The sequence below is a fragment of the Streptomyces sp. NTD91 genome (assembly GCF_059510455.1).
In genome coordinates this window covers 34,869-59,427 of sequence record NZ_JCAJZW010000026.1, presented here as the reverse complement: position 1 = coordinate 59,427, position 24,559 = coordinate 34,869, and the positions used below count along the sequence as shown (strand labels likewise).

Here is a 24,559-nt window from a genome sequence, read left to right as displayed (position 1 = left end):
TCGCTGATGGGCCGTCAGAACGGAACTCATGACCGGACGACGGGAGTCGCCGATGCACTGCCCCGCGCTGCCCGACGGGTTCGACTTCACCGACCCCGATCTGCTGCACCACCGCGTGCCCCTCCCGGAGTTCGCCGAGCTGCGCCGTACCGAGCCGGTCCGCTGGATCCCGCAGCCGTACGGCGTCGCGGGCTTCGCCGACGCCGGCTACTGGGCGGTGACCCGGCACGCGGACGTCAAGCACGTCTCCACGCATCCGGAACTGTTCTCCTCCACCGTCAACACCGCGATCATCCGCTTCAACGAGCACATCGAGCGCGACGCGATCGACGCACAGCGGCTGATCCTGCTCAACATGGATCCCCCGGAACATACGCGGGTGCGGCAGATCGTGCAGCGCGGCTTCACGCCACGTTCCATCCGTGCCCTCGAGGGACGGCTCCGGGCGCGTGCCGAGGCCATCGTCGCGGCCGCCCGCGCACGCTCCGGGCCCTTCGACTTCGTCACCGAGGTCGCCTGCGAACTGCCGCTCCAGGCCATCGCGGAGCTGATCGGCGTACCGCAGCAGGACCGGTCCAAGATCTTCGACTGGTCCAACCGGATGATCGCCTACGACGACCCCGAGTACGCCATCACCGAGGAGGTCGGGGCGGAGTCGGCCGCCGAGATCATCGCCTACGCGATGAACATGGCCGCCGAGCGGAAGAGGTGCCCGGCCCACGACATCGTCACGACCCTGGTCGCGGCGGAGGACGAGGGCAACCTGGACCCGGACGAGTTCGGTTTCTTCGTCCTGATGCTGTCGGTGGCCGGCAACGAGACCACCCGGAACGCCATCACGCACGGGATGCACGCGTTGCTCACCCACCCCGAGCAGTGGGAGCTGTTCACACGTGAGCGGCCGTCCACGGCGGCCGAGGAGGTCGTGCGCTGGGCGACCCCGGTCAACGCCTTCCAGCGGACGGCCACCCAGGACACCGAACTGGGCAGGGCCAAGATCCGGAAGGGTGATCGCGTGGGACTGTTCTACGCCTCCGCCAACCACGACCCCGCGGTCTTCACCGATCCCGATTCCTTCGACATCACCCGCGACCCGAACCCCCACCTCGGCTTCGGCGGTGGCGGTCCGCACTACTGCCTCGGCAAGTCCCTGGCGATCCTGGAGATCGACCTGATCTTCAACGCGATCGCCGACGCGATGCCGGGCCTCAGGCTGGCCGACGCCCCGCGCCGGCTGCGCTCGGCCTGGATCAACGGGGTCAAGGAGCTTCAGGTCACCACCGGCTGACCCGGGCGGGTCGGCCCACCTCGAGGGAGGCAGGAACACCCCTCACCCGACGCCCTGTTCCTGCCTCCCCCGAGGTCCGTGCCGCTCACTCGCGGCCCGAGGCCAGGACCGCCAGGGCGCCCGACGCCACCGCCGCGATCAGCAGCGGGAAGCCGAGGCCGTGATGGAGGACCAGCCATGCGCCCAGGCAGGCGCCGGCGAGCATGGCGAGGACCGAGGCCGTGCGGCGCGGTGAACGGTGGCCGGTGGCGTCGCCGATGCGGGACTCGGAGGCCAGACCGGTCAGGGTCATGGTCAGCACGGTGGTGGTGAGGTCGGCGACGCCCAGCTTGCGGACGGTGGCGTTGCGCAGGCCCATCGCGTAGCCGGTGAGGGCGATGAGGGCGTAGACGGTGCCGGTGGCGTGCGGCCAGGTGAAGGCGACCGCCGCCGACAGGGCCACCAGGACGGCCTCCGCCGTGAGGGTGAGGCGGGTCCAGGTGCGGCGCGAGCCCGTGCCGACGCGGGCCGCGAGCCGGCCGCCGGTCACCGCGCCCAGCAGGAAGCAGCCGAGCGAGGTCGCCGTATGGGGCACCGAGAAGCCGGGCGCGCCGGCCGCCGCGAAGCCCAGGACGACCACGTTGCCGGTCATGTTGGCCGTGAAGACACGGCCGAGCCCCAGATAGCTGACGGCGTCGACGATCCCGCTGACCACGGTCAGGATCAGCAGGACGACCACCAGTCGCAGCCCGCGTGCCTCCGGGGCGTCCGTCTCTTCCGGCGCTGTGTCATCCGCTGTGCTCACCGCCCCAGTTGACCACGCGGACGGACGGGAACGCCGAAGGCGGCGGCCCGGGGATCGGGGGCCGCCGCCTTCGGCGGCCATGGGCCGCGCTGCGGGGGGCGCAGGGGTGGACGGCTCAGTACCAGCCGTTGGTCTGCCAGAAGCTCCAGGCCTTGACCGGGCTGCCGTAGCGGGAGTTCATGTAGTCCAGGCCCCACTTGATCTGGGTGGCCGGGTTGGTCTTCCAGTCGCTGCCGGCGGAGCCCATCTTCGAGCCGGGCAGGGCCTGGACCAGGCCGTAGGCCCCGGACGAGGAGTTGGTCGCGGACGGGTTCCAACCGCTCTCGTGCGAGACGATCTTGCTGAACGCGTTGAACTGCGCGGCGTCCGGGATCATCTTGTGCGCGATCGCCCGGGCGGAGGAGGCCGATGCGGGAGCCGCGGCCTGAGCGGGCGCCGCGGACAGAGCCAGACCGACGGTGGCGGCGGCCACGGCGGCGGTGGTGAGGGCCTTCTTCGGGGAAGCGATGCGGCGGATGAAGGAGACGGACACGGAGTACCTCTTGCGTCGGGGACAGGGGATCGCCCGCATGGGGCGGGCCACGCGCTGTGGCCGGCATGCGTCGGCGCCCGGCCCGTGTGGGCCCGTGGCGCCCGGCGACGTCGTCCAGATAAGCAGTCCGAAAAGCCGTCCGCAATGACCCCTTTTACTAGTTGTGGCCGGATGGGAATGAATCGCCCAATGTGTGACCTGGGTCGCACACCGCAGGTCAGGCCGGGTGTCCGAAGGGATGTATCGGACATTCAGGACTACGGCCTCGTATCGTAGGTGACCTGCGTCATGTGGGGTGCTTCACCTTCTCGGTTCCAGCGGGTGAAGCCGCCTATCCGGTGGGTGAGCGGTCCGGGGCCTCGAATGTGACGGCGGTCTCGAATGCGGCCCGCCGGGTGGCCCGCCGCAGCGCGCGCAGCACCGCCGGACCCAGAGCGAGAGTCAGCACCACCGTGCACAGGGCCCGGCCCAGGTCCCAGCCGAGCGAGGTGGCCAGGCAATACGCGACGAAACGGGCCAGGTTGGCCGCCACGGAGGCATGGGCGTCGAAGGCGATGTTCGAGGCCGCGCCACCCAGGAACGGCCAGCCGGCCAGGTTCATCACGGTGCCGTAGGCGAAGGCGGCGAGGAAGCCGTAGACCGCGAGGAGCGCCGACTCCGCACGGCCGCGCAGCCGGACCGCGCCCGGCAGGAGCCCGGCGCCCATCGTGAACCAGCCCATCGCCAGCATCTGGAACGGCAGCCACGGCCCGACCCCGCCCGTGAGCAGGGCGGACGCGAACATCGTCACCGAGCCGAGGGTGAAGCCGAAGCCGGGGCCCAGTACGCGCCCGCTGAGCACCATCAGGAAGAACATCGGCTCGATCCCGGCCGTACCCGCGCCGAGCGGCCGCAGTGCTGCGCCCGTCGCGGCCAGCACTCCCAGCATGGCCACGGCCTTCGGCCCGAGATCGGACTCGGAGATCGTCGCCGCCACCACCGCGACCAGGAGGGCCAGGAGCCCCGCGAAGAGCCAGGGCGCGTCCTGGGCGTGGGCGCTCAGTCGCGAGGCCGGCGGAGCGAGGAAGGGCCAGCCGAAGGCGACCACCCCGACGGCCCCGACCACGAGGAGCGCGGCGAGGGAACGGGGGCCGAGCCGGATGGCGTGCAGGCGGGGAGTGCGCCTGCGGCCGTCGGCGCGGGGCTCCGGACGGTGGCCGTCGGTGGGCGGGGGCGCGGTCATGCCAGGGCCTCGCGGACCTCGGCCACGGTGAGCCACCGCTGCGGGGCGAGGATCTTCGTCACCTGCGGGGCGAAGGACGGCGAGGAGACGACGATCTGCGCCGTCGGCCCGTCGGCGATGACCTCACCCTCCGCCAGCAGCACCACCCGGTGCGCGATCTCCGCCGCCAGCTCCACGTCGTGCGTCGCCAGCACGATCGCGTGCCCTTCGGCGGCGAGGGCGCGCAGTACGGCGACCAGGCGGGCCTTGGCCGCGTAGTCCAGGCCACGCGTCGGCTCGTCGAGCAGCAGCAGGGCCGGGCGGGCGGTCAGCACGACGGCCAGGGCGAGCGCCAGACACTGCCCTTCGGACAGGTCGCGGGGGTGGGTGTCGTCCGTGATCCCCGGCAGCAGCTCGGACACCAGCGCCCGGCAGGTCCCGGGCTCGGCTCCCGCGTCCCGGTCGGCGGCCGCGCACTCGTCGCCGACCGTGTCGGCGTGGAGGAGGTCCCGGGGGTCCTGGGGGACGAGACCGACGCGGCGCACGAGGTCGGGGGGCGCCGTGCGGTGGGGGACGGCGCCGGCGACGGTGACGGTGCCGGTGGTGGGCGCGAGCAGGCCGACCAGAGAGGCGAGCAGGGTGGACTTTCCGGCGCCGTTGCGGCCCATGAGGGCGATGGTTTCGCCGGGGGCGACGGAGAGGTCTATGTGACGCAGGGCGTGTGTGCGGTCGCGGCGGACGGAGAGCGCGGTTGCCTGGGCGACGGGGGTGTGGGCGGAGTCCGGGACGGGGGAGGGACGGCGACGGAAGAGGCGTCGGCGGCCGGGTGTGCCCCGAAGGGGTGCGGGCGGTACCGCTGTGCGGCTCCGCCGCGGAGGGGGTCCCTCCGGGTTCGGGTGAAGCCGTGAACCGGGGGGAGTGACCAGCCCTGACGGACCCGCGGCCGGCCGAGCGTCGCCTGCTGCGACGGCCAGGCGCTCCCGCAGGTCACCGGCCCTGCGGCGGGCGTCGCGCACGGTGAGGGGGAGCGGCGACCAGTTCGCCAGGCGGCCCAGGGCCACCACCGGGGGGTAGACGGGGGAGACCGCCATCACCGCCGCCGGAGCGCCGACGACGGGGGGCTCGCCGGGGCCCGGCAGCAGGACCACGCGGTCGGCGTAGTGGATCACGCGTTCCAGACGGTGTTCGGCCAGCAGGATCGTCGTACCGAGGTCGTGGACCAGGCGCTGGAGCACCGCGAGGACCTCTTCCGCCGCGGCCGGGTCCAGCGCGGACGTCGGCTCGTCCAGGACCAGTACCTCGGGATGCGGCGTGAGGACCGAGCCGATCGCGACCCGCTGCCGCTGCCCGCCGGAGAGTGCGGCGATCGGCCGGTCGCGCAGTGCGGCGAGGCCCAGCAGATCCAGGGTCTCCTCGACCCGGCGCCGCATCACCTCCGGAGCGAGCCCCAACGACTCCATGCCGTAGGCGAGTTCGTCCTCGACGGTGTCGGTCACGAAGTGGGCGAGCGGATCCTGCCCCACCGTGCCGACGACGTCGGCGAGTTCGCGCGGCTTGTGGGTACGGGTGTCCCGGCCGGCCACGGTGACCCGCCCGCGCAGGGTGCCGCCGGTGAAGTGCGGCACCAGCCCGCTCACCGCGCCGAGCACGGTCGACTTGCCCACCCCGGACGGGCCGACGAGCAGCACGAGTTCGCCCTCGGGCACCTCGAAGCCGATGCCCTGGACGGCGGGTTGGGCCGCGCCGTCGTAGGTCACGCTGACGTCCTCGAAGCGGATCACGACGGCACCTCGGAATCCTTGGGTACGGCGAAGGCGGGGACCAGGGCGAGCAGGATCGCCGCGGCGGGCCACAGGGGGAGACCGGGGGAGACGAGCGGGACGACACCCGGGTGCAGCGCTTCCGGGTCGCGGGCGGCGGCCAGGCTGAGCAGCGCGGCGACCGCGGCGCCTGAGCCGGTCACCAGCCAGGCTCGTACGTCCCACGGGTCGGGCCGGTACCGGGTGCGCAGCGAACGCCGGCCGCCGAGCCGCAGTCCCGCGAGCGCGGCGACGACACCGGCGAAAAGGAGCGGGACGCCGTAGGTGCCGCCCTCGGCGGTGAGGAGACCGTACGTGCCGGCGCACATGCCGAGCAGGCCGCCGAGGGTGAGCGCAGCCGTCGTACGGTGCACCCGTGCGGGGACCTGGGCGGTGCGGCCGTACCCCCGGGCCTCCATCGCGGCGGCGAGCGCGACCGAACGCTCCAACGCGCCCTCCAGCACCGGCAGTCCGACCTGGAGCAGGCCGTGCAGGCCCCGGTCCGGGCGGCCGCGCAGGCGGCGGGCGGCGCGCAGGCGCTGGACGTCGGCGATGAGGTGCGGGGCGAAGGTGAGCGCGACGACCACGGCGACACCGGTCTCGTACAGGGCGCCGGGGAGGGACTTCAGCAGGCGGGCGGGGCCGGCGAGGGCGTTCGCCGCGCCGACGCAGACCAGCAGGGTGGCCAGCTTGAGGCCGTCGTACGCGGCGAAGACCAGCGCCTCCGCCGTGACCTCGCCGCCCAGGCGGATGCCCTGCGCCCAGTGCGGGAGGGGCACTTCGGGCAGGGTGAGGAGGATGTGCGTGCCGGGGACGGGCGAGCCCATCGCCACCGCGAAGAGCAGGCGGACGAGGACGACGCCGAGCGCGAGCTTGGCGAAGGCCGGGTAGGCGCGGGCGGCGGGGGTGTCGGTGCGGTGCGTGGCCACGACGCAGGCGGAGGCCGATACCAGGAGGGCGAGGAGGAGGGGGTTGGTGGTGCGGGTGGCGGCGGTGCCCAGACTCAGCGCCCAGAGCCACCAGGCACCCGGGTGAACGGTGGGGCGGCACCGGCGCGGGGCACCTGCCGGCGGGCGGCACCGCAACGTCCCGGGGACGCGGGCCGTGTCGGTGCACGGCTGCTCCGCTCGGGCGCGCCCGGCCCCCACCGGGCCGCGGTCAGACGGATTCATTGCGCCGCCGCCGCGCCTGCCACACCGCCGCACCCGCCACCACGGCCACCACCCCCGCACCGACCGGCAGCCCCAGGGAGGGCCCGCTGTCCGGACCGCCGTTCCTCGCGTCGCCGGCATGCGGCTTCCGGCCGGAGGCCACCTGCTCCCCGCACCCCTTCTTCGGATACCCGGCGATCGCGCACAGCAGGGCGTCGGCGTCGTACCGCAGCGGCGGGGCGGCGGCCGCGAGGCCGTCGGCGGCCGTCGCATCGGCCGGGATCCGCGCGCAGGCCGTCCGGCGGGCCGGCGGCGTCTCGCCGGACGGCGCGTCCGCCGGGGTACCGAAGTCCAGGACGAGAGCCACCCGCTTCGTACCGGACCTGGCGGGTGTCCTTGCACAGATCGTGCCGAAGTCCGCCGCCCCGCGCGGCCGGCTCGCGTCCGCCGAGTCCTCGCTCACCGCGAAGCGGAAGCCCTCCACCGCGCCGTCGCCGGGACGGGCGGTCGACGGGCCCTGCGTGGCGTACACCCAGTGGCCCGAAGTCCGCTCCCAGAAGGACCAGTAGCGGTAGCCGGTGGCGTGCGCCGGGGCCGCGGCGGCCAGGAGCGCGCACGCGCTCAGCAGGACGCCCCCGGCGCGGCGGACGGCGGTCACGGCTGCCGCTTCTTCCGGCCGCTGAGCAGGAAGCCGATGCCGATGCCCGCGACGAGGCAGACGCCGACGAACCACCAGACACCGATGCTCGATCCGCCGGCCGACTTCCCGGGCTTCTCGGCCGTGTGTGTGGCGGAGCCCAGGGCCGGCGCCGGGCCCAGCGCGTCGAGTGACCGGACGAGGCTGGTGCCGCCGAAGTCCCCGGGCTGCGCGCCGACCGCGTGCGCGGCGAGAATCAGCTGCGCGTACGCCGCGGGGCCGCTCTGCGCCGCCCAGGGCCCGGCGTTCTTCTCCAGCCAGGCATAGGCCTTCTTCGCCGGCTCGGTGCGGCCGTCCGCGGCGAGCGCGACGACCGTGTCCGCCGTGTTGCCGAAGTCCGGCTGGTCCTTGGCACCGGGCAGCGTGGAGAGCAGGTGACCGGTCCTGCCGACGGCCGCCGCGAGATACGCGCCGGCGTTGTCGGCGACCTGTGCCGGGGCCGGACGGTCGGCCTTGCCGCACGCGTCCTTCGCGGGTGCCTTGCCGGCCTCGGCCACGAACCCCTTGCCGAGCGCGCCGAGCACCCCGGCCGCCGTGGCGTCCGCGTTGGCGGCGAGGCCGCCCTTCTTGTCCGGCTGGTAGGCGAGGGCGCCACCGCCGGCCCGGTCGCAGGGCAGGGACATCGCGGCGAGCAGGTCGTAGGGAGACCTGCCCGCCTTGCGGACGCTCGCCGGGGCCGTGCCCGTGGCCGCGAGCGCGCCGATGACGACGGATGTGGAGTTGGTGTCGCTGGCGCTGCCCGGCGAGTAGCCCCAGCCACCGTCCTTGTTCTGCACGGACTTCAGCCAGACGACCGCCTTGCCGACCGCGTCGTCGTGCCCGCCGACGGCCTCCAGCGCCTGGACCGCGGCGGCGGTGCTGTTGGTGTCCACCATGACCTTGGCGTCGCAGGCCTTGGCCGGGGCGGCACGGAACGCGGCGAAGGCGCCGTCTGCGCACTGCTGGCCGGCGAGCCAGTCCACGGCCGCGGCGGCCGGCCGGTAGCCGAGGGTCCGCTGCGCGAGGAGCGTCAGCGACTGCCGCCATACGCCGTCGTAGGTCGGGTCTGACCTGCCGTACAGACCGGACGGCACGGTGACCCTCGCGGACGGCGACGGCGACGGGGACTGGCCGGCGGCCGTGGCGGGCGCGGCTGCGGCCAGCACGCCCATGGCGGCGAGAGCCGCGGCACTGCGGCGGACGTTCATGGTCGGCGACTGCCTTTCCTGCGGGGAACCGGCAGCGCACGGGAGACACCCCGGGCGGCTCGGCTCCGTAGACCTCGACGGTGCCGTGCGCGGCGGACTGCCGGCGCACGCGAGCCGGTCAACGTCCCGCCCGGGGCATTCCGGCTCACCTCCCTGAGGAGGGTTCACGGTTGCGGGTCAGCGCCGGAATTGCACCGGCTTCCCCACGTACGGGTGTGATGACGACCCCGCCACTTTACCGGCAGCCCTGCGCGGCCCGAGCAGTGGCTGTGCCCACGCGGTCGCGGTGACTAGGGCGTGTTTCGAAAGTGGCGTCGTCCGCCCGGAGGGCGGGGTCCGCGGCGTCTGGTGCGGTGCATCGCAAGGCGGAGGGTCGTCCTCGTACCGGGCGTACGTGGTCGATCCCGACAACGCGGCGAGGTGCCGTGCCAGGCGTCGCGGACCAGACGGGACTTTCGAAACACGCCCCAGGGTCACGATCATGACGGAGACGGGGAGAGTGCTCGGTTCGGGCCGTTCGGCCGATGTGTACGTGCTCGACGACGCCTGGGTGGTGCGCCGCGACCGGGAGGGCCGGAGGGACGCGGCCGCCGAGGGGGCCGTGATGACGTACGTGGGGCAGCACGGTTATCCGGTGCCCCGGGTACGGCCCACCGGCTCGCGCACCGACCTGGTGATGGAGCGGCTGTCCGGGCCCACCCTGCTCGCTGCCCTCGGGGACGGGCGGGTCGCAGCGGAGGAGGCGGGCGCGCTGCTCGCGGACCTGCTGCGCCGGCTGCACGCCGTACCCGGCCGGGACACGGCGCGGCCGGAGACCCGGGTGCTGCACCTGGATCTGCATCCGGACAACGTGATGCTGACACCCGACGGGCCCAGGGTGATCGACTGGTCCAACGCCGAGGACGGTCACCCCGGGCTGGACTGGGGCATGTCGGCGGTGATCCTCGGCCAGGTCGCCGTGGGTGGCACACCGCTCGCGGGTCCGGCCCGTGCCCTGCTCACCGCGCTGCTGACCGACCCCTGTGACGTGACCGAGGCCGGCCTGGCCGAGGCGTGCGGGCGCCGGGCGGCCAACCCGACGATGAGCGGGAGCGAGGTCGGACTGCTGCCGTCGGCCGAGGAGTTGGTCAGGAAGCCGGCCTTCCGGTGACTTCGGCGGCGACCTTCGGGGTGTCGCCGCCGAGGGGCAGGTGCAGGGTGCGGGAGGCGATCAGCCAGGTGCCGTCGACGCGGCGGAAGGTGTCCTCGTAGTGGCCCACCTGGACGGGCGGGCCGCAGGGGACGGGGGCGCCGGGCTCGTATCCGTCGACGCGGTACGTCGTGAAGTACGCGGTGGACACGGCCGTGTCCGGGCCGGTCACCGTGACCAGCACGTTGGACATCAGACGGCGGGAGAGCCGGTCGGCGGGGCGGGATCCGAAGTAGGCGCGCAGCGCCTCCCGGCCCCGCACGCGGAGCCCGTCTCCCGGCGGTGGCCACTCCCAGGTGCCGTCCTCGGTGAACAACCACGCCACGGAGCCCGGTTCACGGAGGTCGAGGCGGTGGACGAAGTCGGTGATCGCGCGCTCGCAGGCGCGTTCGGCGAGAAGCCGCTGCACGGGGTCCATACGCCTGTGCAGCAGGGGCGCCCGTCCGCGGGCGAAACGGTCACACCGCGACGTAGGCCACCGGCTCGCTGCCCGCCACCGGCTCCACCCGGCCCTGCTTCACCAGGCGGCGCACATGGGACTCGGCCTCGGACACCGCGATGTTCCGGGAGCCGTAGGGAATCTCGGTCCAGGGGCGGTTCCATTCCATGCGCTCGGCGAGCTGCCAGGGGGTGAGCGGCTCGGCGAGCAGGGCGAGCAGGCCGGCCAGGCGCTCCTCGTGGTGGGTGAGCAACTCCCTCACCCGGCCGGAGGCGTCGGTGAAGGCGTGCTGGTGCGCGGGGAGCACCTCGGCCGTCTCGAGCCGGCCCACCCGCTCCAGGGAGTCGAGGTAGTCGCCCAGTGGATCGGTGACGGTCGTGTCGTCGGGATCCTCGTACAGGCCGATGTGCGGGGTGATCCGGGGCAGCAGGTGGTCGCCGCTGAACAGGCGGCCCCGGCCGGGCAGCCGGGCCGGATGCTCCTCCTCCAGGTGCAGGCAGACGTGCCCCGGCGTGTGTCCCGGGGTCCAGATCGCGCGCAGCCGGCGGCCGGGCAGGTCGAGGAGTTCCCCGGGGACGATCTCCCGGTCCGGGAGGGCGGGGTCGAGGCCGGGCAGGCCGCGGGTGGCGCGGGGGGCGCGGAGCGGCGCCAGGTGCTCCTCGGGCGCGCCGGCTGCCGCGAGTTTGGCGCACATGTAGGCGAACCAGCGCTCCGGCGGGGCCTGCCGGGTGCGCCGTACGACCGCGGCGTCGGCGGCGTGCATCGCGACCCAGGCACCCGAGGCCTCCCGCACTCTGGCCGACAGGCCGTGGTGGTCGGGGTGGTGATGCGTGATGACGACGCCGTACACCTCTTCCGCCGCCGTACCGCACGCCGCCAGCCCCGCCGCGAGGGTGTCCCAGGAGCCGGGATCGTCCCAGCCGGTGTCGACCAGTACCGGGCCCCGTTCGGTGTCCACGACGTACACCAGCGTGTGACCGAGCGGATTGTCCGGAATGGGAACGGCCACGGACCGCACACCCCCACCGTGATCGAACGTCCCCACCGTCAGCCCTCCGCCCGCCACCGGCACCGGCACCCATGGCCATCGCCCACTATAACTAGAACGGGTTTCACGCACCTGTGATCGAGGCCGTGCGGCAAGGGGGGTGCGATCGGCGCTCTGGTCTCGTTCGACTGGAACTGGTATCAGTTCTGAAACAGCGTCAGAAAGGGTGACCGCCATGACCGAGCTCGTGGAACACGGACAGCTGTTCATCGGCGGGGAGCCGACCGAGCCGCTCGGCGAAGGCGTCATCGAGGTGGTCTCGCCGCACACCGAGGAGGTGATCGGGCGGGTGCCGCACGCCTGTGGGCGGGACGTGGACCGGGCGGTGGGCATGGCGCGGCGGGCCTTCGACGAAGGGTCCTGGCCGCGGGCGACGGCGGCGGAGCGGATCGAGGTCGTCACCCGGATCAGGGACGGCATCGCCGCCCGGCACGAGGAGATCGCCCGGGTGATCTCCGCGCAGAACGGCTCCCCCTACTCCTGGAGCGTCCTCGCCCAGGCGCTCGGCGCGGTGATGGTGTGGGACGCGGCGATCAGGGTCGCGCGGGACTTCACGTACGAGGAGCGCCGGGACGGTGTGCTCGGGCCGATCCTCGTGCGGCGGGAGCCGGTGGGCGTGGTGGCCGCCGTCGTCCCGTGGAACGTGCCGCAGTTCGTCGCCGCCGCCAAGCTCGCCCCCGCGCTGCTGGCCGGCTGCACGGTCGTGCTGAAGCCGTCACCGGAGTCCCCGCTGGACGCCTATCTGCTGGGTGAGATCGCGCGGGACGCCGGACTCCCCGAAGGTGTGCTGTCGATCCTCCCCGCCGACCGCGAGGTGAGTGAGTACCTGGTCGGCCACCCCGGAGTCGACAAGGTGTCCTTCACCGGATCGGTCGCGGCCGGCAAGCGGGTGATGGAGGTCGCCGCCCGTCGTCTCACGCGCGTCACACTGGAGTTGGGCGGCAAGTCGGCGGCGGTCGTGCTGCCCGACGCGGACGCCGGGACGGCGGTGGCCGGGATCGTCCCGGCGGCCTGGATGAACAACGGGCAGGCGTGCGTGGCCCAGACCCGCATCCTCGTACCGCGCGCCCGTTACGACGAGTTCGCCGACGCCTTCGCCGCCGCCGCGAGCGCGCTCAGGGTCGGCGACCCGCTGGACCCGGCGACCCAGGTCGGCCCGCTGGTCGCCCGCCGCCAGCAGCAGCGCAACCTCGACTACATCCGGATCGGACAGGAGGAGGGCGCCAAGGTCCTCACCGGCGGCGGACGTCCGGCCGGTCTGGAGCGCGGCTGGTACGTCGAGCCGACCCTCTTCGGCGATGTCGACAACAGCATGCGCGTCGCCCGCGAGGAGATCTTCGGCCCGGTCGTCTGCCTGCTGCCGTACGGCGACGAGACCGAGGCCGTGAAGATCGCCAATGACTCCGAGTACGGCCTGTCCGGGAGCGTGTGGACGGCGGACGTCGAGCACGGCATCGAGGTCGCCCGGCAGGTGCGCACCGGCACCTACTCGGTCAACACCTTCAGCCTGGACATGCTCGGCCCGTTCGGCGGCTACAAGAACTCCGGGCTCGGACGGGAGTTCGGACCCGAGGGCTTCGGCGCGTATCTCGAGCACAAGACGATCCACCTGCCGGCGGGGGCCTAGGCCGTGGGCGACCGCTGGCACGTCGAGGTCGACCGTTCGGTGTGCATCGGCTCGGCCCAGTGCCTCCACCGCGCCCAGGGCCACTTCCGCCTCGACTCCGCCCGCCAGTCGCACCCGGTGGAGGCGGACACCGACGCGAGCGAACCGGTCCTGCGGGCGGCCGAGAACTGCCCGGTGGAGGCGATCGTGATCACGCTGGAGAGCGGGGAGGCCGTGTTCCCGCCCGAGGAGTAGCGGTGCCGGAGCCGCGGGGTACGCTCCAGCGCTTCCGACGTACCGACGGGGGTGGGGAAACGTGCACGAGTCCGAGGCCGGGCGGCTGATCGAGCGGGCGTCCCCGTCACCGCCGGCCGCCGCAGGCGCGAGGACTGCCGGAACTGTGGGCCGCCGAGGACTTGGCGCGCGGCGCGTGGAGCGAAGTGACACCGGCCTGCTGAGCGGCGCGTCACGGGTGCGGGATCACGCCCGTGCGTCCGGTTCCGTCACGTCGATCAGCCTGCACACCGTCTCGATGTCGATCTTCACCTGGGCGATGGAGGCGCGGCCGGAGAGCCAGGTGATCAGCGCCGAGTGCCAGGTGTGCTCGATGACCCGGACCGCCGACAGCTGGTCGGGGGTGGGGTTCTCCAGGCCCATCGCGTCCAGGATGATCAGCGTCGTCTGGCGGGAGACCTGGTCGACCTCGGGCGAGACGCTGCGGTCGGCGAACGTCAGCGCCCGGACCATCGCGTCGGCCAGGTGCGGCTCGCGCTGGAGCGCCCGGAAGGCCCGCATCAGTGTCTCGGCGACACGCTCGGAGGCCGTGTCACCCGCCGGGGGCTTCTTCCGCAGCGTGCCGTGCATGTGCTCCAACTGGTCCTGCATCGTCGCCACCAGCAGATGGATCTTGGACGGGAAGTACCGGTACAGAGTGCCGAGGGCCACCTGGGACGACTCGGCGACCTCGCGCATCTGCACGGCGTCGAAACCGCCCCGGCTGGCCAGCTGGGCGCTCGCGTGCAGGATCCGGCGGCGGCGGGCCTCCTGGCGCTCGGTGAGCGGCGGTGAGGCCGGCCTCGAAACACTGGCTTCCGCAGGCATGGGTACCGTTCCGTGACAGTCGGTGAAGGTGTCTGTGGGGCACGTGATCGAACAGCATGGCAGGGTGCCGCGCCGTGGCGTGAATCACCTGATCCACTGCTCACAGCACCCTTACCTGCCGGTAGATTCAGAGCCTCTTGAACGATCAAGTCTGAAACTTGTTCTAGATTAGCGTCCCGCGTAGTCTCGCGGGGCAGTGCAGGCAGAAGGGGGCACGGAGTGACCGCTGAGGCCCGGGTGGCGGGCGCCGATCCCGACCCCGCCGCTGATGGGGGCCCCTCCCGCTCGAACGGTGCCGAGAGTGGGGGAGAGCGACCGCTCCACATCGCGCTCCTCACCTACAAAGGGAACCCGTTCTGCGGCGGCCAGGGTGTCTACGTACGGCACCTCTCGCGCGAACTGGCCCGGCTCGGCCACCGCGTCGAGGTCATCGGCTCGCAGCCGTACCCCGTGCTCGACGAGGGATACCCCGGACTCACCCTGACCGAGCTGCCCAGCCTCGACCTCTACCGCCAGCCCGACCCCTTCCGCACCCCCGGACGCGACGAGTACCGGGACTGGATCGACGCCCTCGAAGTCGCCACCATGTGGACCGGCGGCTTTCCCGAGCCGCTGACCTTCTCCCTGCGCGCGCGCCGGTATCTGCGCGCCCGGCGCGGCGCCTTCGACGTCGTCCACGACAACCAGACGCTCGGCTACGGCCTGTTGGGCGACATCGGCGCCCCTCTGGTCACCACCATCCACCACCCCATCACCGTCGACCGGCAGTTGGAGCTGGACGCCGCAGCGGGCCGGCAGCGCCGCTGGTCGGTGCGCCGCTGGTACGCCTTCACCCGGATGCAGAAGCGCGTATCGCGCCGGCTGCCCGCCGTCCTGACCGTCTCCGGCACATCCCGGCAGGAGATCGTCGACCACCTCGGCGTCCGCGAGGAGCGCGTGCACGTCGTCCACATCGGTGCGGACACCGATCTGTTCGCGCCGAATCCCGCCGTCCGCGAGGTGCCGGGCCGGATCGTCACCACCTCCAGCGCCGACGTGCCGCTCAAGGGACTGGTGTTCCTGGTGGAGGCCCTCGCCAAGGTACGCACCGAGCACCCCGCCGCCCATCTCGTCGTCGTCGGAAAACGCCCCGAGGAGGGACCGGTCGCGGCGGCGATCGAGCGGTACGGCCTCGAAGGCGCCGTCGAGTTCGTCAAGGGCATCTCCGACGCCGCCCTCGTCGACCTGATCCGCTCCGCCGAAGTCGCCTGCGTGCCCTCCCTCTACGAGGGCTTCTCGCTGCCCGCGGCCGAGGCCATGGCCACCGGCACCCCGCTGGTCGCCACCACCGGCGGCGCGATCCCCGAGGTCGCCGGCCGCGACGGGGAGACCTGCCTGGCCGTACCGCCGGGCGACGCGGGCGCGCTGGCCGCCGGACTCGGCCGGGTGCTCGGCGACCCGGAACTCCGGGCGCGGCTCGGCCGCGCGGGCCGCGAACGGGTGCTGCGGCACTTCACCTGGGCGCGCGCCGCCGAGGGCACGGTCGCCCACTACCGCGAGGCCATCGCCCGCGCCGGCCGCTCGTCCGGCCCCCGCCCCGACAGCCACTCCGCGGCAGGCATCAGCCCCTCCCGGACTCCCGGCCGCTGTGCGGCCCCAGCAACTGCAGGCGTCTCCTCCGAAAGCAGGGCCACGTGCTGACCGTCGACTTCTCCCGGTTCCCGCTCGCCCCGGGCGACCGCGTCCTGGACCTCGGCTGCGGGGCCGGCCGGCACGCCTTCGAGTGCTACCGGCGCGGTGCCCAGGTCGTGGCCCTGGACCGGAACGGCGAGGAGATCCGCGAGGTCGCCAAGTGGTTCGCGGCGATGAAGGAGGCCGGGGAGGCCCCCGAGGGCGCCACCGCCACCGCCATGGAGGGCGACGCCCTCGCCCTGCCCTTCCCGGACGAGTCCTTCGACGTGGTCATCATCTCCGAGGTGATGGAGCACATCCCCGACGACAAGGGCGTGCTCGCCGAGATGGTCCGTGTGCTCAGGCCGGGCGGCCGTATCGCCGTCACCGTGCCGCGCTACGGCCCCGAGAAGGTCTGCTGGGCGCTGTCCGACGCCTACCACGAGGTCGAGGGCGGCCACATCCGCATCTACAAGGCCGACGAACTCGTCGCGAAGATCCGCGAGGCCGGCCTGAAGCCGTACGGCAGCCACCACGCGCACGCCCTGCACTCGCCGTACTGGTGGCTGAAGTGCGCCTTCGGCGTCGACAACGACAAGGCGCTGCCGGTGCGGGCGTACCACAAGCTGCTGGTCTGGGACATCATGAAGAAGCCGCTGGCCACCCGGGTTGCCGAACAGGCGCTGAACCCGTTGATCGGCAAGAGCCTCGTCGTCTACGCGACCAAGCCCCACCTCCCGCGCCTCACGGACGAGGCGGCCGCCCGGTGACCACTCCCCGGACAGAACACCTGGTCCTGCCCGGGGTCCTCACCGCCGGGCAGGCCGCCGCGACCGTCCGTGGCATCCTCGCCGTCCAGCGGGAGGACGGCGCGATCCCCTGGTTCCGCGGCCACCACCTGGACCCCTGGGACCACACCGAGGCCGCGATGGCCCTGGACGCGGCCGACGAACACGAGGCCGCCGAGCGGGCCTACCTCTGGCTCGCCCGGCACCAGAACGAGGACGGCTCCTGGTACGCCGCCTACGCCGACGGCGCCCACGACGACGTCACCGACCGCGCCCGCGAGTCGAACTTCGTCGCCTACATAGCCGTCGGCGTGTGGCACCACTACCTCGCCACCGGCGACGACACCTTCCTGGACCGCATGTGGCCCACCGTCTACGCGGCCGTCGAGTGGGTGCTCGCCCTCCAGCAGCCCGGCGGCCAGATCGGCTGGCGCCGCGAGGACGACGGCACCCCCGCCGCGGACGCCCTGCTCACCGGCAGCTCCTCCATCCACCACGCTCTGCGCTGCGCCCTCGCCATCGCCGAGCAGCGTGAAGAACCGCAGCCCGACTGGGAGTTGGCCGTCGGGGCGCTGCGCCACGCGATCCGCCGGCACCCCGAGTGCTTCCTCGACAAAAACCGTTACTCGATGGACTGGTACTACCCGGTCCTCGGCGGTGCCCTCACCGGCGAGGAGGCCAGGGCGCGCATCGCCGAGTCCTGGGACCGGTTCGTGGTGCCGGACACCGGCGTACGCTGCGTGGTCCCCAACCCCTGGGTCACCGGCGGCGAGTCCAGCGAACTCGCCCTCGCCCTGTGGGTGGTGGGCGAGTCGGACCGGGCCCTCGCGCTCCTGCAGTCCATCCAGCACCTGCGCGACCCGGAGAGCGGCCTGTACTGGACGGGCTACGTCTTCGACGACGACGCCATCTGGCCCCGCGAGCTCACCACCTGGACGGCCGGAGCCCTCCTCCTCGCCGTCGCCGCGCTCGGCGGCCACGAGGCCACCTGCGCGGTCTTCGGCGGGGAGCACCTGCCGTCCGGCCTGGACCCCGACTGCTGCGGCTAGGTGTGCTGTCCGGACAGGTCGGTGACACGGCCGGCTGGGGGTCGGCCGCCGATTCCGGTGTGGGGCCGGTGGTAGCCGCTAGTAGGTGAACCGGTCCGGCCAGTCGGGAAACGCTGCCTGTCGGTCGGAGTCAGCGGGGCATGACGGTGGGACACGAGGGCCTCGTGGACGTCGGTGCAGACTTCGCAATCCACGCCGAACCCAGAAGGACCTCACCCGTTCGAGCGCGTGCCACCGACGTCCCGGGACAGCACGGCCAGGGCGTGTCCGACCGTTCCCGTCTGCCGTGCGACGCCCTGCACGCTCCCCCACTGTCTCGAGGGCGTGGGAGATGCCCCCACTCGTCGCACCGGCCCCATGCCCGGGTACGTCCGGTACGAGGGCCTGGGGCCGGCACGCCGAGAGCAGGCACCTGACGCCGCGCGGCCGTGCTTCGGGCAACGACGCGAACGGTCGGACAGGCCCTGGCCGGGGCTCGGTGCCGGTACTTCAGTGCCGGTGCATCCGGTTGGCGACGGCGTGGCCCACGAACAGGTACACCACGGCGGCCAGACCGTACCCGGCCACCACGCGGGCCCACGCCTCGTTGAAGGTGAACAGGTCATGGGACCAGCCGGCCAGCCAGGAGGCGGCCTGGTGGACGAACTGCACCAGGCTGTTGGCGCGGTTGGCGTCCAGCAGATACATCAGGATCCACAGGCCGAGGATCAACGCCATGACGTCGGCGACGACCGCGATGACTGTCCCGGCCTGATTCGCGCTGTTGCGATATCGAGGGGACATACCTTCCGGATTGCCGGGTCGCGACCGGTGAAACCCGAACGGCGTATGCCGGGTGGCGCGGCCGGCCACCCCGGGTGACGCTGCCGGAGGAAGTCAACCGCTCGGGGAGGAGAGGTACCGGAGGATCCCGTGCCCGTACCGATACGGCGTCTCTGTGCGGCGCTCACCCTGTGCTGCGCCCTGCTGGCCGGCTCCACCGCCTGCGGCAGCAGCGAGAAGACCAGTACGAAGGACACCGCGGCGGTACCGGCCCTGCAGCCCGTCCCGGCTGCCGCCGCCCCCAGCCCGACCACCTCCGCGGAGAAGCGCAAGTTCGCCAAGACGCGCTTCGTCGTGGACGCGGGACTCGCGGCCGGCGCCACCTACCAGTGGATCGTGAAGCCCTACAAGGCGGGCAAGTTCAAGAAGGGCGCCCAGGGCCGCAAGACGGCCCTGGTCAAGGCCGGCCTGGCCGGTGCCTTCGCCTACAACCGCCTCAAGGCAGCCGTCCGCAACGCCAAGGCCGACCCCACGCTGTCCAAGGCGCTCGCGCCGCTCAACTCCGCCATCGACGGCCTGAAGGACCTGCCCGCCAAGCTCCGCAAGGGTGACGGCAGCGCGGTGAACTCCTTCGACGACACCATCGACAAGGTCAAGGGAGCGGGCGCAGGCGCCGGCGCGCCGGTCAAGGACAAGGTGCCGTCCGTCTCCCAGCTCAAGGGCGGCAGTTAGCCGTTCAGCTCCGCCAGCACCCTGAGGCTGTGCGGGTCCGGTGACAGTGCCAGCAGGTCCGTCACCGGGCCGGCCCGCCACAACTCGAGGCGCTCTGCGACGCGTTCACGCGGACCCACCAGCGAGACCTCGTCGGCGAACGCGTCCGGCACCGCAAGCACCGCCTCCTCCCGCCGCCCGGCCAGGAACAGCTCCTGGATCCGCCGGGCCTCCGTCTCGTACCCCATGCGCGCCATGAGGTCGGCGTGGAAGTTGCGGGAGGCGTGGCCCATCCCGCCGATGTAGAAACCCAGCATGGCCTTCACCGGCAGCAGGCCCTCGGCCACGTCGTCACACACCTTCACCCGCGCCAGCGGAGCCACCACAAACCCCTCCGGCAGCGTGCGCACCACATCCCCGTACACCTCGGGCCGGCTCGGCGCCCAGTACAACGGCAGCCAGCCGTCCGCGACGCGCACCGTCTGGGCCACGTTCTTCGGCCCTTCGGCGCCGAGCAGCACGGGCAGACCGGCCCGCAAAGGATGGGTGATCGGCTTCAGCGGCCTGCCGAGTCCGGTGCCGTCGGGCCCGCGGTAGGGCAGTGGATGAAACCGCCCGTCACAGGTCACCGGCGCCTCCCGGCGCAGCACCTGCCGTACGACGTCCACGTACTCCCGGGTCGCGGTCAGCGGCGACCTCGGGAACGGACGGCCGTACCAGCCCTCCACCACCTGCGGCCCCGACAGCCCGAGCCCGAGCATCATCCGCCCGCCGGAGAGATGGTCCAGGGTGAGCGCGTGCATCGCGGTGGCGGTCGGCGACCGGGCGGCCATCTGTGCAACGGCCGTACCCAGCCGGATCGTTGACGTCCGCGCCGCGATCCAGGTCAGCGGCGTGAACGCGTCCGAGCCCCACGACTCCGCGGTCCACACCGAGCCGTACCCGAGCCGCTCCGCCTCCCGCGCGAGGGCCACATGAGCGGGGTCCGGGCCGCGCCCCCAGTACCCGAGTGCCAGACCGAGCCGCATACGCCCCCCTCCTGACGAACCGTCAGTACATCGGCCAGGCGCCGACTGTACGACAACGGCCCCCCGCCCGGAAGGGCGAGGGGCCTGATGCGACGGCGTGCGGGCTCAGCCGCGCTGGATGCCGGAGGTGTCCTGGAGCACGCCGCGGCGGCCGTCCTGGGTCTGCGCGACGAGCGTGGCACCGCGCTGCTCGACCGCCAGATACCAGGTGCCCGGCGCCAGTTCGGCGATCGGGTTGGGCGAGCCGTCCTCCGCGAACAGCGGACGGGTCACCGGCACGGCGAACCAGAACGGCGAGAAGTCCGGGGCTGCCGGCTGTGCCGCCGCCGGAGCACCCTGCGCCCCGGGCTGCTGCCCGAACGGCTGCCCGGGCTGCGGCTGCGCACCGTAGGGCTGCCCCGGCTGCGGCTGCGCACCGGGGTACCCGTAACCCCCGGGCGGCTGGGCGCCGTAGGGCTGCGGGGCGACCGGCTTCGGGGCGGGGAGCAGGGCGGCCTGGAGGGCGGGGACCATCGGGGTGGCGATGGCGGCGCCCGCGAGGACCAGGGCGGCGATGAGACCGAGGATGAGACCGGCGCCGGCGTCCACACCGTCGGGCACGTCGATCAGCGTCCACAGCAGCGTCCAGGCCGCCAGGATCGGAAAGGCCGTGCCGACCTGGACGAGCTCGAGCCCGAGCACCTTGCGCTGCTGCGGCAGACAGCGGTCGACGACGATGAGGACGGCACCGATCACCGCGCCCATGTAGATGCCCAGGCCCATGCCCAGGTCGTCCCACGCGTTCCGGCTCTGGCTGGTGCCGAAGCCGGAGATGCTCTCGAAAGTGAGGAACGACGCGATGAACAGCACCACCGCTGCTCCGATCACCACGCCGTCGCCTCTAGTGAGGGAGCGGATATTCACCTTAGGTCCTTCGTAGGTCGTCTCGTCGTCGGTAGACACTACCGTCCGCAAGATCCGGCCGTCCGGCCGTATCCACCTGCCGGTCACGACTCGCGCAGGAAACCCACGATTCCCTCAGAGATCCCCTGCGCCGCCTGCTGCCGCCAGGCCCCGCTGGTCAGCAGTGCCGCGTCCTTGCTATCGCGCATGTTGCCGCACTCGATGAACACCTTGGGAACCGTTGACAGATTGAGACCGCCCAGGTCCGTGCGTGTGACGAGACCGGTGCCCTGGCCGAGGTAGTTGGACGGCGGCTCGCCGGTGTCGCGCAGGAAGTCGCCCGCGATGCGCACGCCGAGGTCGCGCGAGGGGCCGACGATGTCACGGGTGTCGGCGATGCCGGAGTGCACCGAACCCGGCAGGATCACATGGAAGCCGCGGTCGCCCTCGGCGGCGCCGTCGGCGTGGATGGAGATCGCCGCGTCCGCGTGCGCCTGGTTGCCGATCCGCGCCCGCTGGTCCACGCACGGTCCCCAGGCGGGACTGCCGTCGTCATGGGTCAGCCTCACCGTGGCGCCCTGCTTCTCCAGCAGCGCGCGCAGCCGGTGCGCGACGTCCAGGGTGAACCGGGCCTCGGTGTAACCGGCGTTGGTGGACGTGCCGGTGGTGTCGCACTCCTTCCAGTTGGTGCCGATGTCCACCTTGCGGTTGATCTCGGCCGCGTGCTGGAAGTTGCCCTGGTTGTGCCCGGGATCGATGACGACGACCTTCCCCGCGAGCGGCCCGGCCCCGGACGCTCCCGAGTGCTGCTTGCCGTCGTCCGTCGCGGAGGGCGAGCCGGTGGGGGAAGCGGTGCGGGCCGACGGTGACGAGGGCGCGGCGGACGTGCCGGACGCGGGGACCGCGGACGCCGTACGGTCCGCACTCTTGTCGGCACCGCCGCCCACCGCCTCGTACACCACCCAGCCGAGCAGCGCGCCGGGCACCAGCGCGGCGAGCGCGACGGTCAGCGGGCCGCGCCGGGGCCGCTGCGGTCGTGGGGGATCGAACTCCGGGCCTAGGTAGGACACGTCAGCGACTCTAACCGGGCCGTCAGATCCCCGCTCCCGTTCGCCGCAGGACGCGCAGGGAGCCGGTCACCGAGACCTCCGTGAACGCTCCGGATCCAAGTGCCCGCAGGTACACGCGATACGGCGCCTGCCCGGTGAACTCGTCCTCGGGCTCCGGGAAGACGTCGTGGATGACGAGCAGGCCCCCCTCGGCCACGTGCGGCGCCCAGCCCTCGTAGTCGGCGCCGGCGTGCTCGTCGGTGTGGCCGCCGTCGACGAAGACGAGGCCGAGCGGCGTGTTCCAGAGGGCCGCGATCTGCGGCGAACGCCCCACGAGTGCGACCACGTGCTCCTCCAGGCCCGCCTTGAACAGCGTCCGCCGGAAGACCGGCAACGTGTCCATCAGCCCGATCTCCGGGTCGACCGTGTCGGGGTCGTGGTAGTCCCAGCCCGGCTGCTGCTCCTCGCTGCCCCGGTGGTGGTCCACCGTCAGCGCGGTGACCCCGGCCGCGCGGGCCGCGTCGGCGAGCAGGACGGTGGACCGGCCGCAGTACGTCCCGACCTCCAGCAGGGGCAGCCCCAGCCGGCCCGCCTGCACGGCCGCGTCGTACAGCGCCAGCCCCTCGTCCAGGGGCATGAACCCCTTGGCCGCCTCGAACGCGGCCAGGATCTCGGGCTTGGGGGAGGTGGGCGGCATGGGGGGCCTTCCGGTCGTACGGCTGTGACAGCGCCCCCGAAGGAACGCGGGGCTGTGTTCACGCGCGGCTCCGCCGCGCGGGCGCGACCGGCCACGGCGAAGCCGCAGTCGCCGGTCGACAGTTCCCCCCGAGTTCTACGCGGTCAGCACCTCTCCAGGCAACGAAAGATCCAGCTCGACGGCCCGCTCCTCACCGGAGTGCGTGGCGGCGGAGGCCCGCGGCCCATGGCCGGAGGCCTTCGCGGCGAGCACATACGCCCCCTGCGCCGGCACGGCCAGCGCGTAGCTGCCGTCCTCGTCGGAGACGGTCGCCCCCGCCTGCCGTCCCCGCCGGTCGATCAGCGTGACCTTGGCCCGGGCGACCGGAGCACCGTCGGCACCGAGAACCCGTCCGCGGAAGCCCCGCAGAGCCTCCTCGGCCCTTTCCAGCGCGGCGTCCTCCTCGCTGCCGGCCCGCAGCTGGGCGTGCTGCTGCCGGACCGCGCGGCGGGCGCCGGGCAGGAACAGCGCGAGCAGCAGGCCCACCGCCACCGCGGCCGTGGCGATCACGAAGGACACCCGGAACCCGTGCATGGTCGGGACGGCGACGCCGCCGACGTCGTGCGCCGTGTTGGCCAGCACCATCCCGATGACGGCGCTCGACACCGAGGTGCCGATGGACCGCATCAGGGTGTTGAGGCCGTTCGCCGCGCCGGTCTCCGAGGCCGGCACCGCGCCGACGATCAGCGCGGGCAGCGAGGAGTAGGCGAGGCCGATGCCCGCGCCGAGGATCACGGAGGTGACGATCGTCTGCCAGGCGGCGTCCATCAGGCCGAGCCCGCCGCCGTAGCCGATCGCGATGATCAGCAGGCCGATGATGAGGGTCGTCTTGGGGCCGTACTTGGCGGACAGCCGCGTGTACACCGGCGCCGTGAACATCATCGTCAGGCCCAGCGGGGCCACGCACAGGCCCGCGACGACCATGGACCGGCCGAGACCGTAGCCGGTGGCCTTCGGCAGCTGGAGCAGCTGGGGCAGGACCAGGGAGACGACGTAGAAGGCGACGCCGACCATGATCGAGGCGAGGTTGGTGAAGAGCACGGCCGGACGTGCGGTGGTGCGCAGGTCGACCAGGGGCGCCTGGTTCCGCAGCTCGTACAGGCCCCACAGGACGAGGACCGCGACCGAGCCGGCGAACAGGCCGAGCGTCGTACCGGACGACCAGCCCCAGTCGCTGCCGTTGGTGATCGGCAGCAGGAGCAGCACCAGACCGCCGGACAGCCCGATCGCGCCGAGCAGGTCGAAGGAGCCCTCGGCGCGCATGGGGGACTCGGGGACGACGAGCAGGGTCAGGGTGATGGACAGCACGCCGAGGCCGGCGGCGCCGTAGAACAGGGCGTGCCAGTCGGTGTGCTGGGCGACCAGCGCCGCGGCGGGCAGGGCGAGGCCGCCGCCGACGCCGATGGAGGAACTCATCAGGGCCATGGCCGAGCCGAGCCGCTCGCGCGGGAGCGTGTCGCGCATCAGGCCGATGCCGAGCGGGATCGCGCCCATGGCGAAGCCCTGGAGGGTACGGCCGACGATCATGGTGAGCAGCTGGCTGGTGAGGGCGCTGATCAGGGCGCCCACGACCATCACGGCGAGGCTGAGGATCAGCATCCGCCGCTTGCCGTAGAGGTCGCCGAGCCGGCCCATGATCGGGGTGGCCACGGCGCCGGACAGGAGGGTCGAGGTGAGGACCCAGGTGGCGTTGGAGGGCGCGGTGTCCAGCAGTTGCGGCAGGTCCTTGATGACCGGCACGAGCAGCGTCTGCATCACCGCGACGACGATGCCCGCGAAGGCGAGCACCGGGACCACGGCCGCGCTCGCCCTGCGGGCCGGCTGATCGGTCGTCGTGTGCGTCATGAAGTCGAGGCCTCCCCGTAGTGAAAGTGCCGGGTAA

Annotated in this window: 24 protein-coding genes and 1 riboswitch; of the genes, 8 read left to right on the top strand and 16 right to left on the bottom strand. The window is 72.9% G+C overall.

From position 1 onward, the window contains the following. The first annotated feature begins 52 nt into the window (after nucleotides 1-52). Nucleotides 53-1,288 (top strand): cytochrome P450, encoded by a 1,236-nt coding sequence (locus tag AC5WRT_RS24805; RefSeq protein ID WP_496100615.1) that lies wholly within the window; start codon nucleotides 53-55, stop codon nucleotides 1,286-1,288. Nucleotides 1,289-1,373: 85 nt separating this feature from the next. On the opposite strand, the gene AC5WRT_RS24800 is transcribed toward AC5WRT_RS24805, so the two are convergent. The 7 genes from AC5WRT_RS24800 to AC5WRT_RS24770 all read right to left on the bottom strand — a co-directional run bounded on the left by AC5WRT_RS24800 (nucleotide 1,374) and on the right by AC5WRT_RS24770 (nucleotide 8,639). Beyond that, nucleotides 1,374-2,072: a YoaK family protein gene (locus AC5WRT_RS24800; protein ID WP_496096574.1), complete on the bottom strand. Its 699-nt coding sequence runs from the start codon at nucleotides 2,070-2,072 to the stop codon at nucleotides 1,374-1,376. Between the two features lie 115 nt (nucleotides 2,073-2,187). Beyond that, nucleotides 2,188-2,604 (bottom strand): lytic transglycosylase domain-containing protein, encoded by a 417-nt coding sequence (locus AC5WRT_RS24795; protein ID WP_496100606.1) that lies wholly within the window; start codon nucleotides 2,602-2,604, stop codon nucleotides 2,188-2,190. Nucleotides 2,605-2,935: 331 nt separating this feature from the next. Continuing rightward, nucleotides 2,936-3,826, bottom strand: a complete 891-nt coding sequence (locus AC5WRT_RS24790; RefSeq protein ID WP_496096572.1) for an ECF transporter S component — start codon at nucleotides 3,824-3,826, stop codon at nucleotides 2,936-2,938. Next, on the bottom strand, nucleotides 3,823-5,586 hold the full coding sequence (locus AC5WRT_RS24785) for an ABC transporter ATP-binding protein (RefSeq protein WP_496096571.1): 1,764 nt from the start codon (nucleotides 5,584-5,586) through the stop codon (nucleotides 3,823-3,825). Before AC5WRT_RS24785 ends, AC5WRT_RS24790 begins: the two co-directional genes overlap by 4 nt. After that, a complete protein-coding gene (locus AC5WRT_RS24780) occupies nucleotides 5,583-6,776 on the bottom strand; it encodes a CbiQ family ECF transporter T component (protein WP_496096570.1) in 1,194 nt (397 codons plus the stop codon). Before AC5WRT_RS24780 ends, AC5WRT_RS24785 begins: the two co-directional genes overlap by 4 nt. After that, a complete protein-coding gene (locus tag AC5WRT_RS24775; protein ID WP_496096569.1) occupies nucleotides 6,763-7,413 on the bottom strand; it encodes an SCO2322 family protein in 651 nt (216 codons plus the stop codon). The genes AC5WRT_RS24780 and AC5WRT_RS24775 overlap by 14 nt, the downstream gene beginning before the upstream one ends. Further along, on the bottom strand, nucleotides 7,410-8,639 hold the full coding sequence (locus tag AC5WRT_RS24770; protein WP_496096568.1) for an SCO2321 family membrane protein: 1,230 nt from the start codon (nucleotides 8,637-8,639) through the stop codon (nucleotides 7,410-7,412). The genes AC5WRT_RS24775 and AC5WRT_RS24770 overlap by 4 nt, the downstream gene beginning before the upstream one ends. A 133-nt stretch (nucleotides 8,640-8,772) precedes the next feature. Further along, nucleotides 8,773-8,844, bottom strand: a riboswitch (cobalamin riboswitch). Nucleotides 8,845-9,120: 276 nt separating this feature from the next. On the opposite strand from AC5WRT_RS24770, the gene AC5WRT_RS24765 reads away from it, so the two are divergent. Continuing rightward, a complete protein-coding gene (locus tag AC5WRT_RS24765; RefSeq protein WP_496096567.1) occupies nucleotides 9,121-9,789 on the top strand; it encodes a phosphotransferase family protein in 669 nt (222 codons plus the stop codon). Here AC5WRT_RS24765 and AC5WRT_RS24760 read toward each other — a convergent pair. Then, nucleotides 9,767-10,246 carry a nuclear transport factor 2 family protein gene (locus AC5WRT_RS24760; RefSeq protein ID WP_496096566.1) on the bottom strand — a complete coding sequence of 160 codons (480 nt, stop codon included), beginning with the start codon at nucleotides 10,244-10,246 and terminating at the stop codon, nucleotides 9,767-9,769. The genes AC5WRT_RS24765 and AC5WRT_RS24760 overlap by 23 nt on opposite strands. Before the next feature lie 40 nt (nucleotides 10,247-10,286). Next, nucleotides 10,287-11,312, bottom strand: coding sequence for a Strvi_7410 family MBL fold metallo-hydrolase (locus AC5WRT_RS24755; RefSeq protein WP_496100605.1), 1,026 nt, complete (start codon nucleotides 11,310-11,312; stop codon nucleotides 10,287-10,289). 178 nt (nucleotides 11,313-11,490) lie between these two features. Here AC5WRT_RS24755 and AC5WRT_RS24750 point away from each other — a divergent pair, with 178 nt between their 5' ends. Together AC5WRT_RS24750 and AC5WRT_RS24745 are read left to right on the top strand one after the other, a co-directional pair. After that, complete coding sequence (locus AC5WRT_RS24750) at nucleotides 11,491-12,942, top strand: aldehyde dehydrogenase (protein ID WP_496096564.1); 1,452 nt, start codon at nucleotides 11,491-11,493, stop codon at nucleotides 12,940-12,942. A gap of 3 nt (nucleotides 12,943-12,945) precedes the next feature. Next, nucleotides 12,946-13,176 (top strand): ferredoxin, encoded by a 231-nt coding sequence (locus tag AC5WRT_RS24745; protein ID WP_496096563.1) that lies wholly within the window; start codon nucleotides 12,946-12,948, stop codon nucleotides 13,174-13,176. A gap of 225 nt (nucleotides 13,177-13,401) precedes the next feature. Here the strand turns inward: AC5WRT_RS24745 and AC5WRT_RS24740 are convergent, their stop codons facing one another. Further along, nucleotides 13,402-14,022, bottom strand: coding sequence for a TetR family transcriptional regulator (locus AC5WRT_RS24740; protein ID WP_496096562.1), 621 nt, complete (start codon nucleotides 14,020-14,022; stop codon nucleotides 13,402-13,404). A 219-nt stretch (nucleotides 14,023-14,241) separates the two neighbouring features. Between AC5WRT_RS24740 and AC5WRT_RS24735 the strand changes: the two genes are divergently transcribed. From AC5WRT_RS24735 to AC5WRT_RS24725, 3 genes are read left to right on the top strand one after another with little or no spacing between them, the layout of a single operon-like run. Then, a complete protein-coding gene (locus AC5WRT_RS24735; protein WP_496096561.1) occupies nucleotides 14,242-15,702 on the top strand; it encodes a glycosyltransferase family 4 protein in 1,461 nt (486 codons plus the stop codon). Continuing rightward, complete coding sequence (locus AC5WRT_RS24730) at nucleotides 15,696-16,442, top strand: class I SAM-dependent methyltransferase (protein WP_496096560.1); 747 nt, start codon at nucleotides 15,696-15,698, stop codon at nucleotides 16,440-16,442. The genes AC5WRT_RS24735 and AC5WRT_RS24730 overlap by 7 nt, the downstream gene beginning before the upstream one ends. Beyond that, entirely contained in the window at nucleotides 16,439-17,509 is a 1,071-nt protein-coding gene (locus tag AC5WRT_RS24725) for a prenyltransferase/squalene oxidase repeat-containing protein (RefSeq protein WP_496096559.1), read from the top strand. The genes AC5WRT_RS24730 and AC5WRT_RS24725 overlap by 4 nt, the downstream gene beginning before the upstream one ends. 489 nt (nucleotides 17,510-17,998) lie before the next feature. Here the strand turns inward: AC5WRT_RS24725 and AC5WRT_RS24720 are convergent, their stop codons facing one another. Continuing rightward, complete coding sequence (locus AC5WRT_RS24720; protein WP_496096558.1) at nucleotides 17,999-18,292, bottom strand: hypothetical protein; 294 nt, start codon at nucleotides 18,290-18,292, stop codon at nucleotides 17,999-18,001. Between the two features lie 129 nt (nucleotides 18,293-18,421). Between AC5WRT_RS24720 and AC5WRT_RS24715 the strand changes: the two genes are divergently transcribed. Beyond that, entirely contained in the window at nucleotides 18,422-19,003 is a 582-nt protein-coding gene (locus AC5WRT_RS24715; protein ID WP_496096557.1) for a hypothetical protein, read from the top strand. On the opposite strand, the gene AC5WRT_RS24710 is transcribed toward AC5WRT_RS24715, so the two are convergent. The 5 genes from AC5WRT_RS24710 to AC5WRT_RS24690 form a co-directional block, all read right to left on the bottom strand. Beyond that, nucleotides 19,000-20,010 (bottom strand): LLM class F420-dependent oxidoreductase, encoded by a 1,011-nt coding sequence (locus AC5WRT_RS24710; protein WP_496096556.1) that lies wholly within the window; start codon nucleotides 20,008-20,010, stop codon nucleotides 19,000-19,002. The two genes, AC5WRT_RS24715 and AC5WRT_RS24710, sit on opposite strands and share 4 nt — an antisense overlap. Before the next feature lie 105 nt (nucleotides 20,011-20,115). Then, nucleotides 20,116-20,913 carry a DUF5336 domain-containing protein gene (locus AC5WRT_RS24705; RefSeq protein ID WP_496096555.1) on the bottom strand — a complete coding sequence of 266 codons (798 nt, stop codon included), beginning with the start codon at nucleotides 20,911-20,913 and terminating at the stop codon, nucleotides 20,116-20,118. Between the two features lie 83 nt (nucleotides 20,914-20,996). Next, nucleotides 20,997-21,962, bottom strand: coding sequence for an N-acetylmuramoyl-L-alanine amidase (locus AC5WRT_RS24700; RefSeq protein ID WP_496096554.1), 966 nt, complete (start codon nucleotides 21,960-21,962; stop codon nucleotides 20,997-20,999). Nucleotides 21,963-21,984: 22 nt separating this feature from the next. Then, nucleotides 21,985-22,638, bottom strand: coding sequence for a class I SAM-dependent methyltransferase (locus AC5WRT_RS24695; protein ID WP_496096553.1), 654 nt, complete (start codon nucleotides 22,636-22,638; stop codon nucleotides 21,985-21,987). A 135-nt stretch (nucleotides 22,639-22,773) separates the two neighbouring features. Further along, nucleotides 22,774-24,522 (bottom strand): MFS transporter, encoded by a 1,749-nt coding sequence (locus AC5WRT_RS24690; RefSeq protein ID WP_496096552.1) that lies wholly within the window; start codon nucleotides 24,520-24,522, stop codon nucleotides 22,774-22,776. Nucleotides 24,523-24,559 lie beyond the last annotated feature (37 nt).

Coding starts and splice junctions, on each gene's coding strand:
- AC5WRT_RS24805 (WP_496100615.1), top strand. CDS start 53: ATGCACTGCCCCGCGCTGCCCGACGGGTTCGACTTCACCGACCCCGAT.
- AC5WRT_RS24790 (WP_496096572.1), bottom strand. CDS start 3,826: ATGACCGCGCCCCCGCCCACCGACGGCCACCGTCCGGAGCCCCGCGCC.
- AC5WRT_RS24780 (WP_496096570.1), bottom strand. CDS start 6,776: ATGAATCCGTCTGACCGCGGCCCGGTGGGGGCCGGGCGCGCCCGAGCG.
- AC5WRT_RS24770 (WP_496096568.1), bottom strand. CDS start 8,639: ATGAACGTCCGCCGCAGTGCCGCGGCTCTCGCCGCCATGGGCGTGCTG.
- AC5WRT_RS24765 (WP_496096567.1), top strand. CDS start 9,121: ATGACGGAGACGGGGAGAGTGCTCGGTTCGGGCCGTTCGGCCGATGTG.
- AC5WRT_RS24760 (WP_496096566.1), bottom strand. CDS start 10,246: ATGGACCCCGTGCAGCGGCTTCTCGCCGAACGCGCCTGCGAGCGCGCG.
- AC5WRT_RS24750 (WP_496096564.1), top strand. CDS start 11,491: ATGACCGAGCTCGTGGAACACGGACAGCTGTTCATCGGCGGGGAGCCG.
- AC5WRT_RS24740 (WP_496096562.1), bottom strand. CDS start 14,022: ATGCCTGCGGAAGCCAGTGTTTCGAGGCCGGCCTCACCGCCGCTCACC.
- AC5WRT_RS24720 (WP_496096558.1), bottom strand. CDS start 18,292: ATGTCCCCTCGATATCGCAACAGCGCGAATCAGGCCGGGACAGTCATC.
- AC5WRT_RS24710 (WP_496096556.1), bottom strand. CDS start 20,010: ATGCGGCTCGGTCTGGCACTCGGGTACTGGGGGCGCGGCCCGGACCCC.
- AC5WRT_RS24695 (WP_496096553.1), bottom strand. CDS start 22,638: ATGCCGCCCACCTCCCCCAAGCCCGAGATCCTGGCCGCGTTCGAGGCG.
- AC5WRT_RS24690 (WP_496096552.1), bottom strand. CDS start 24,522: ATGACGCACACGACGACCGATCAGCCGGCCCGCAGGGCGAGCGCGGCC.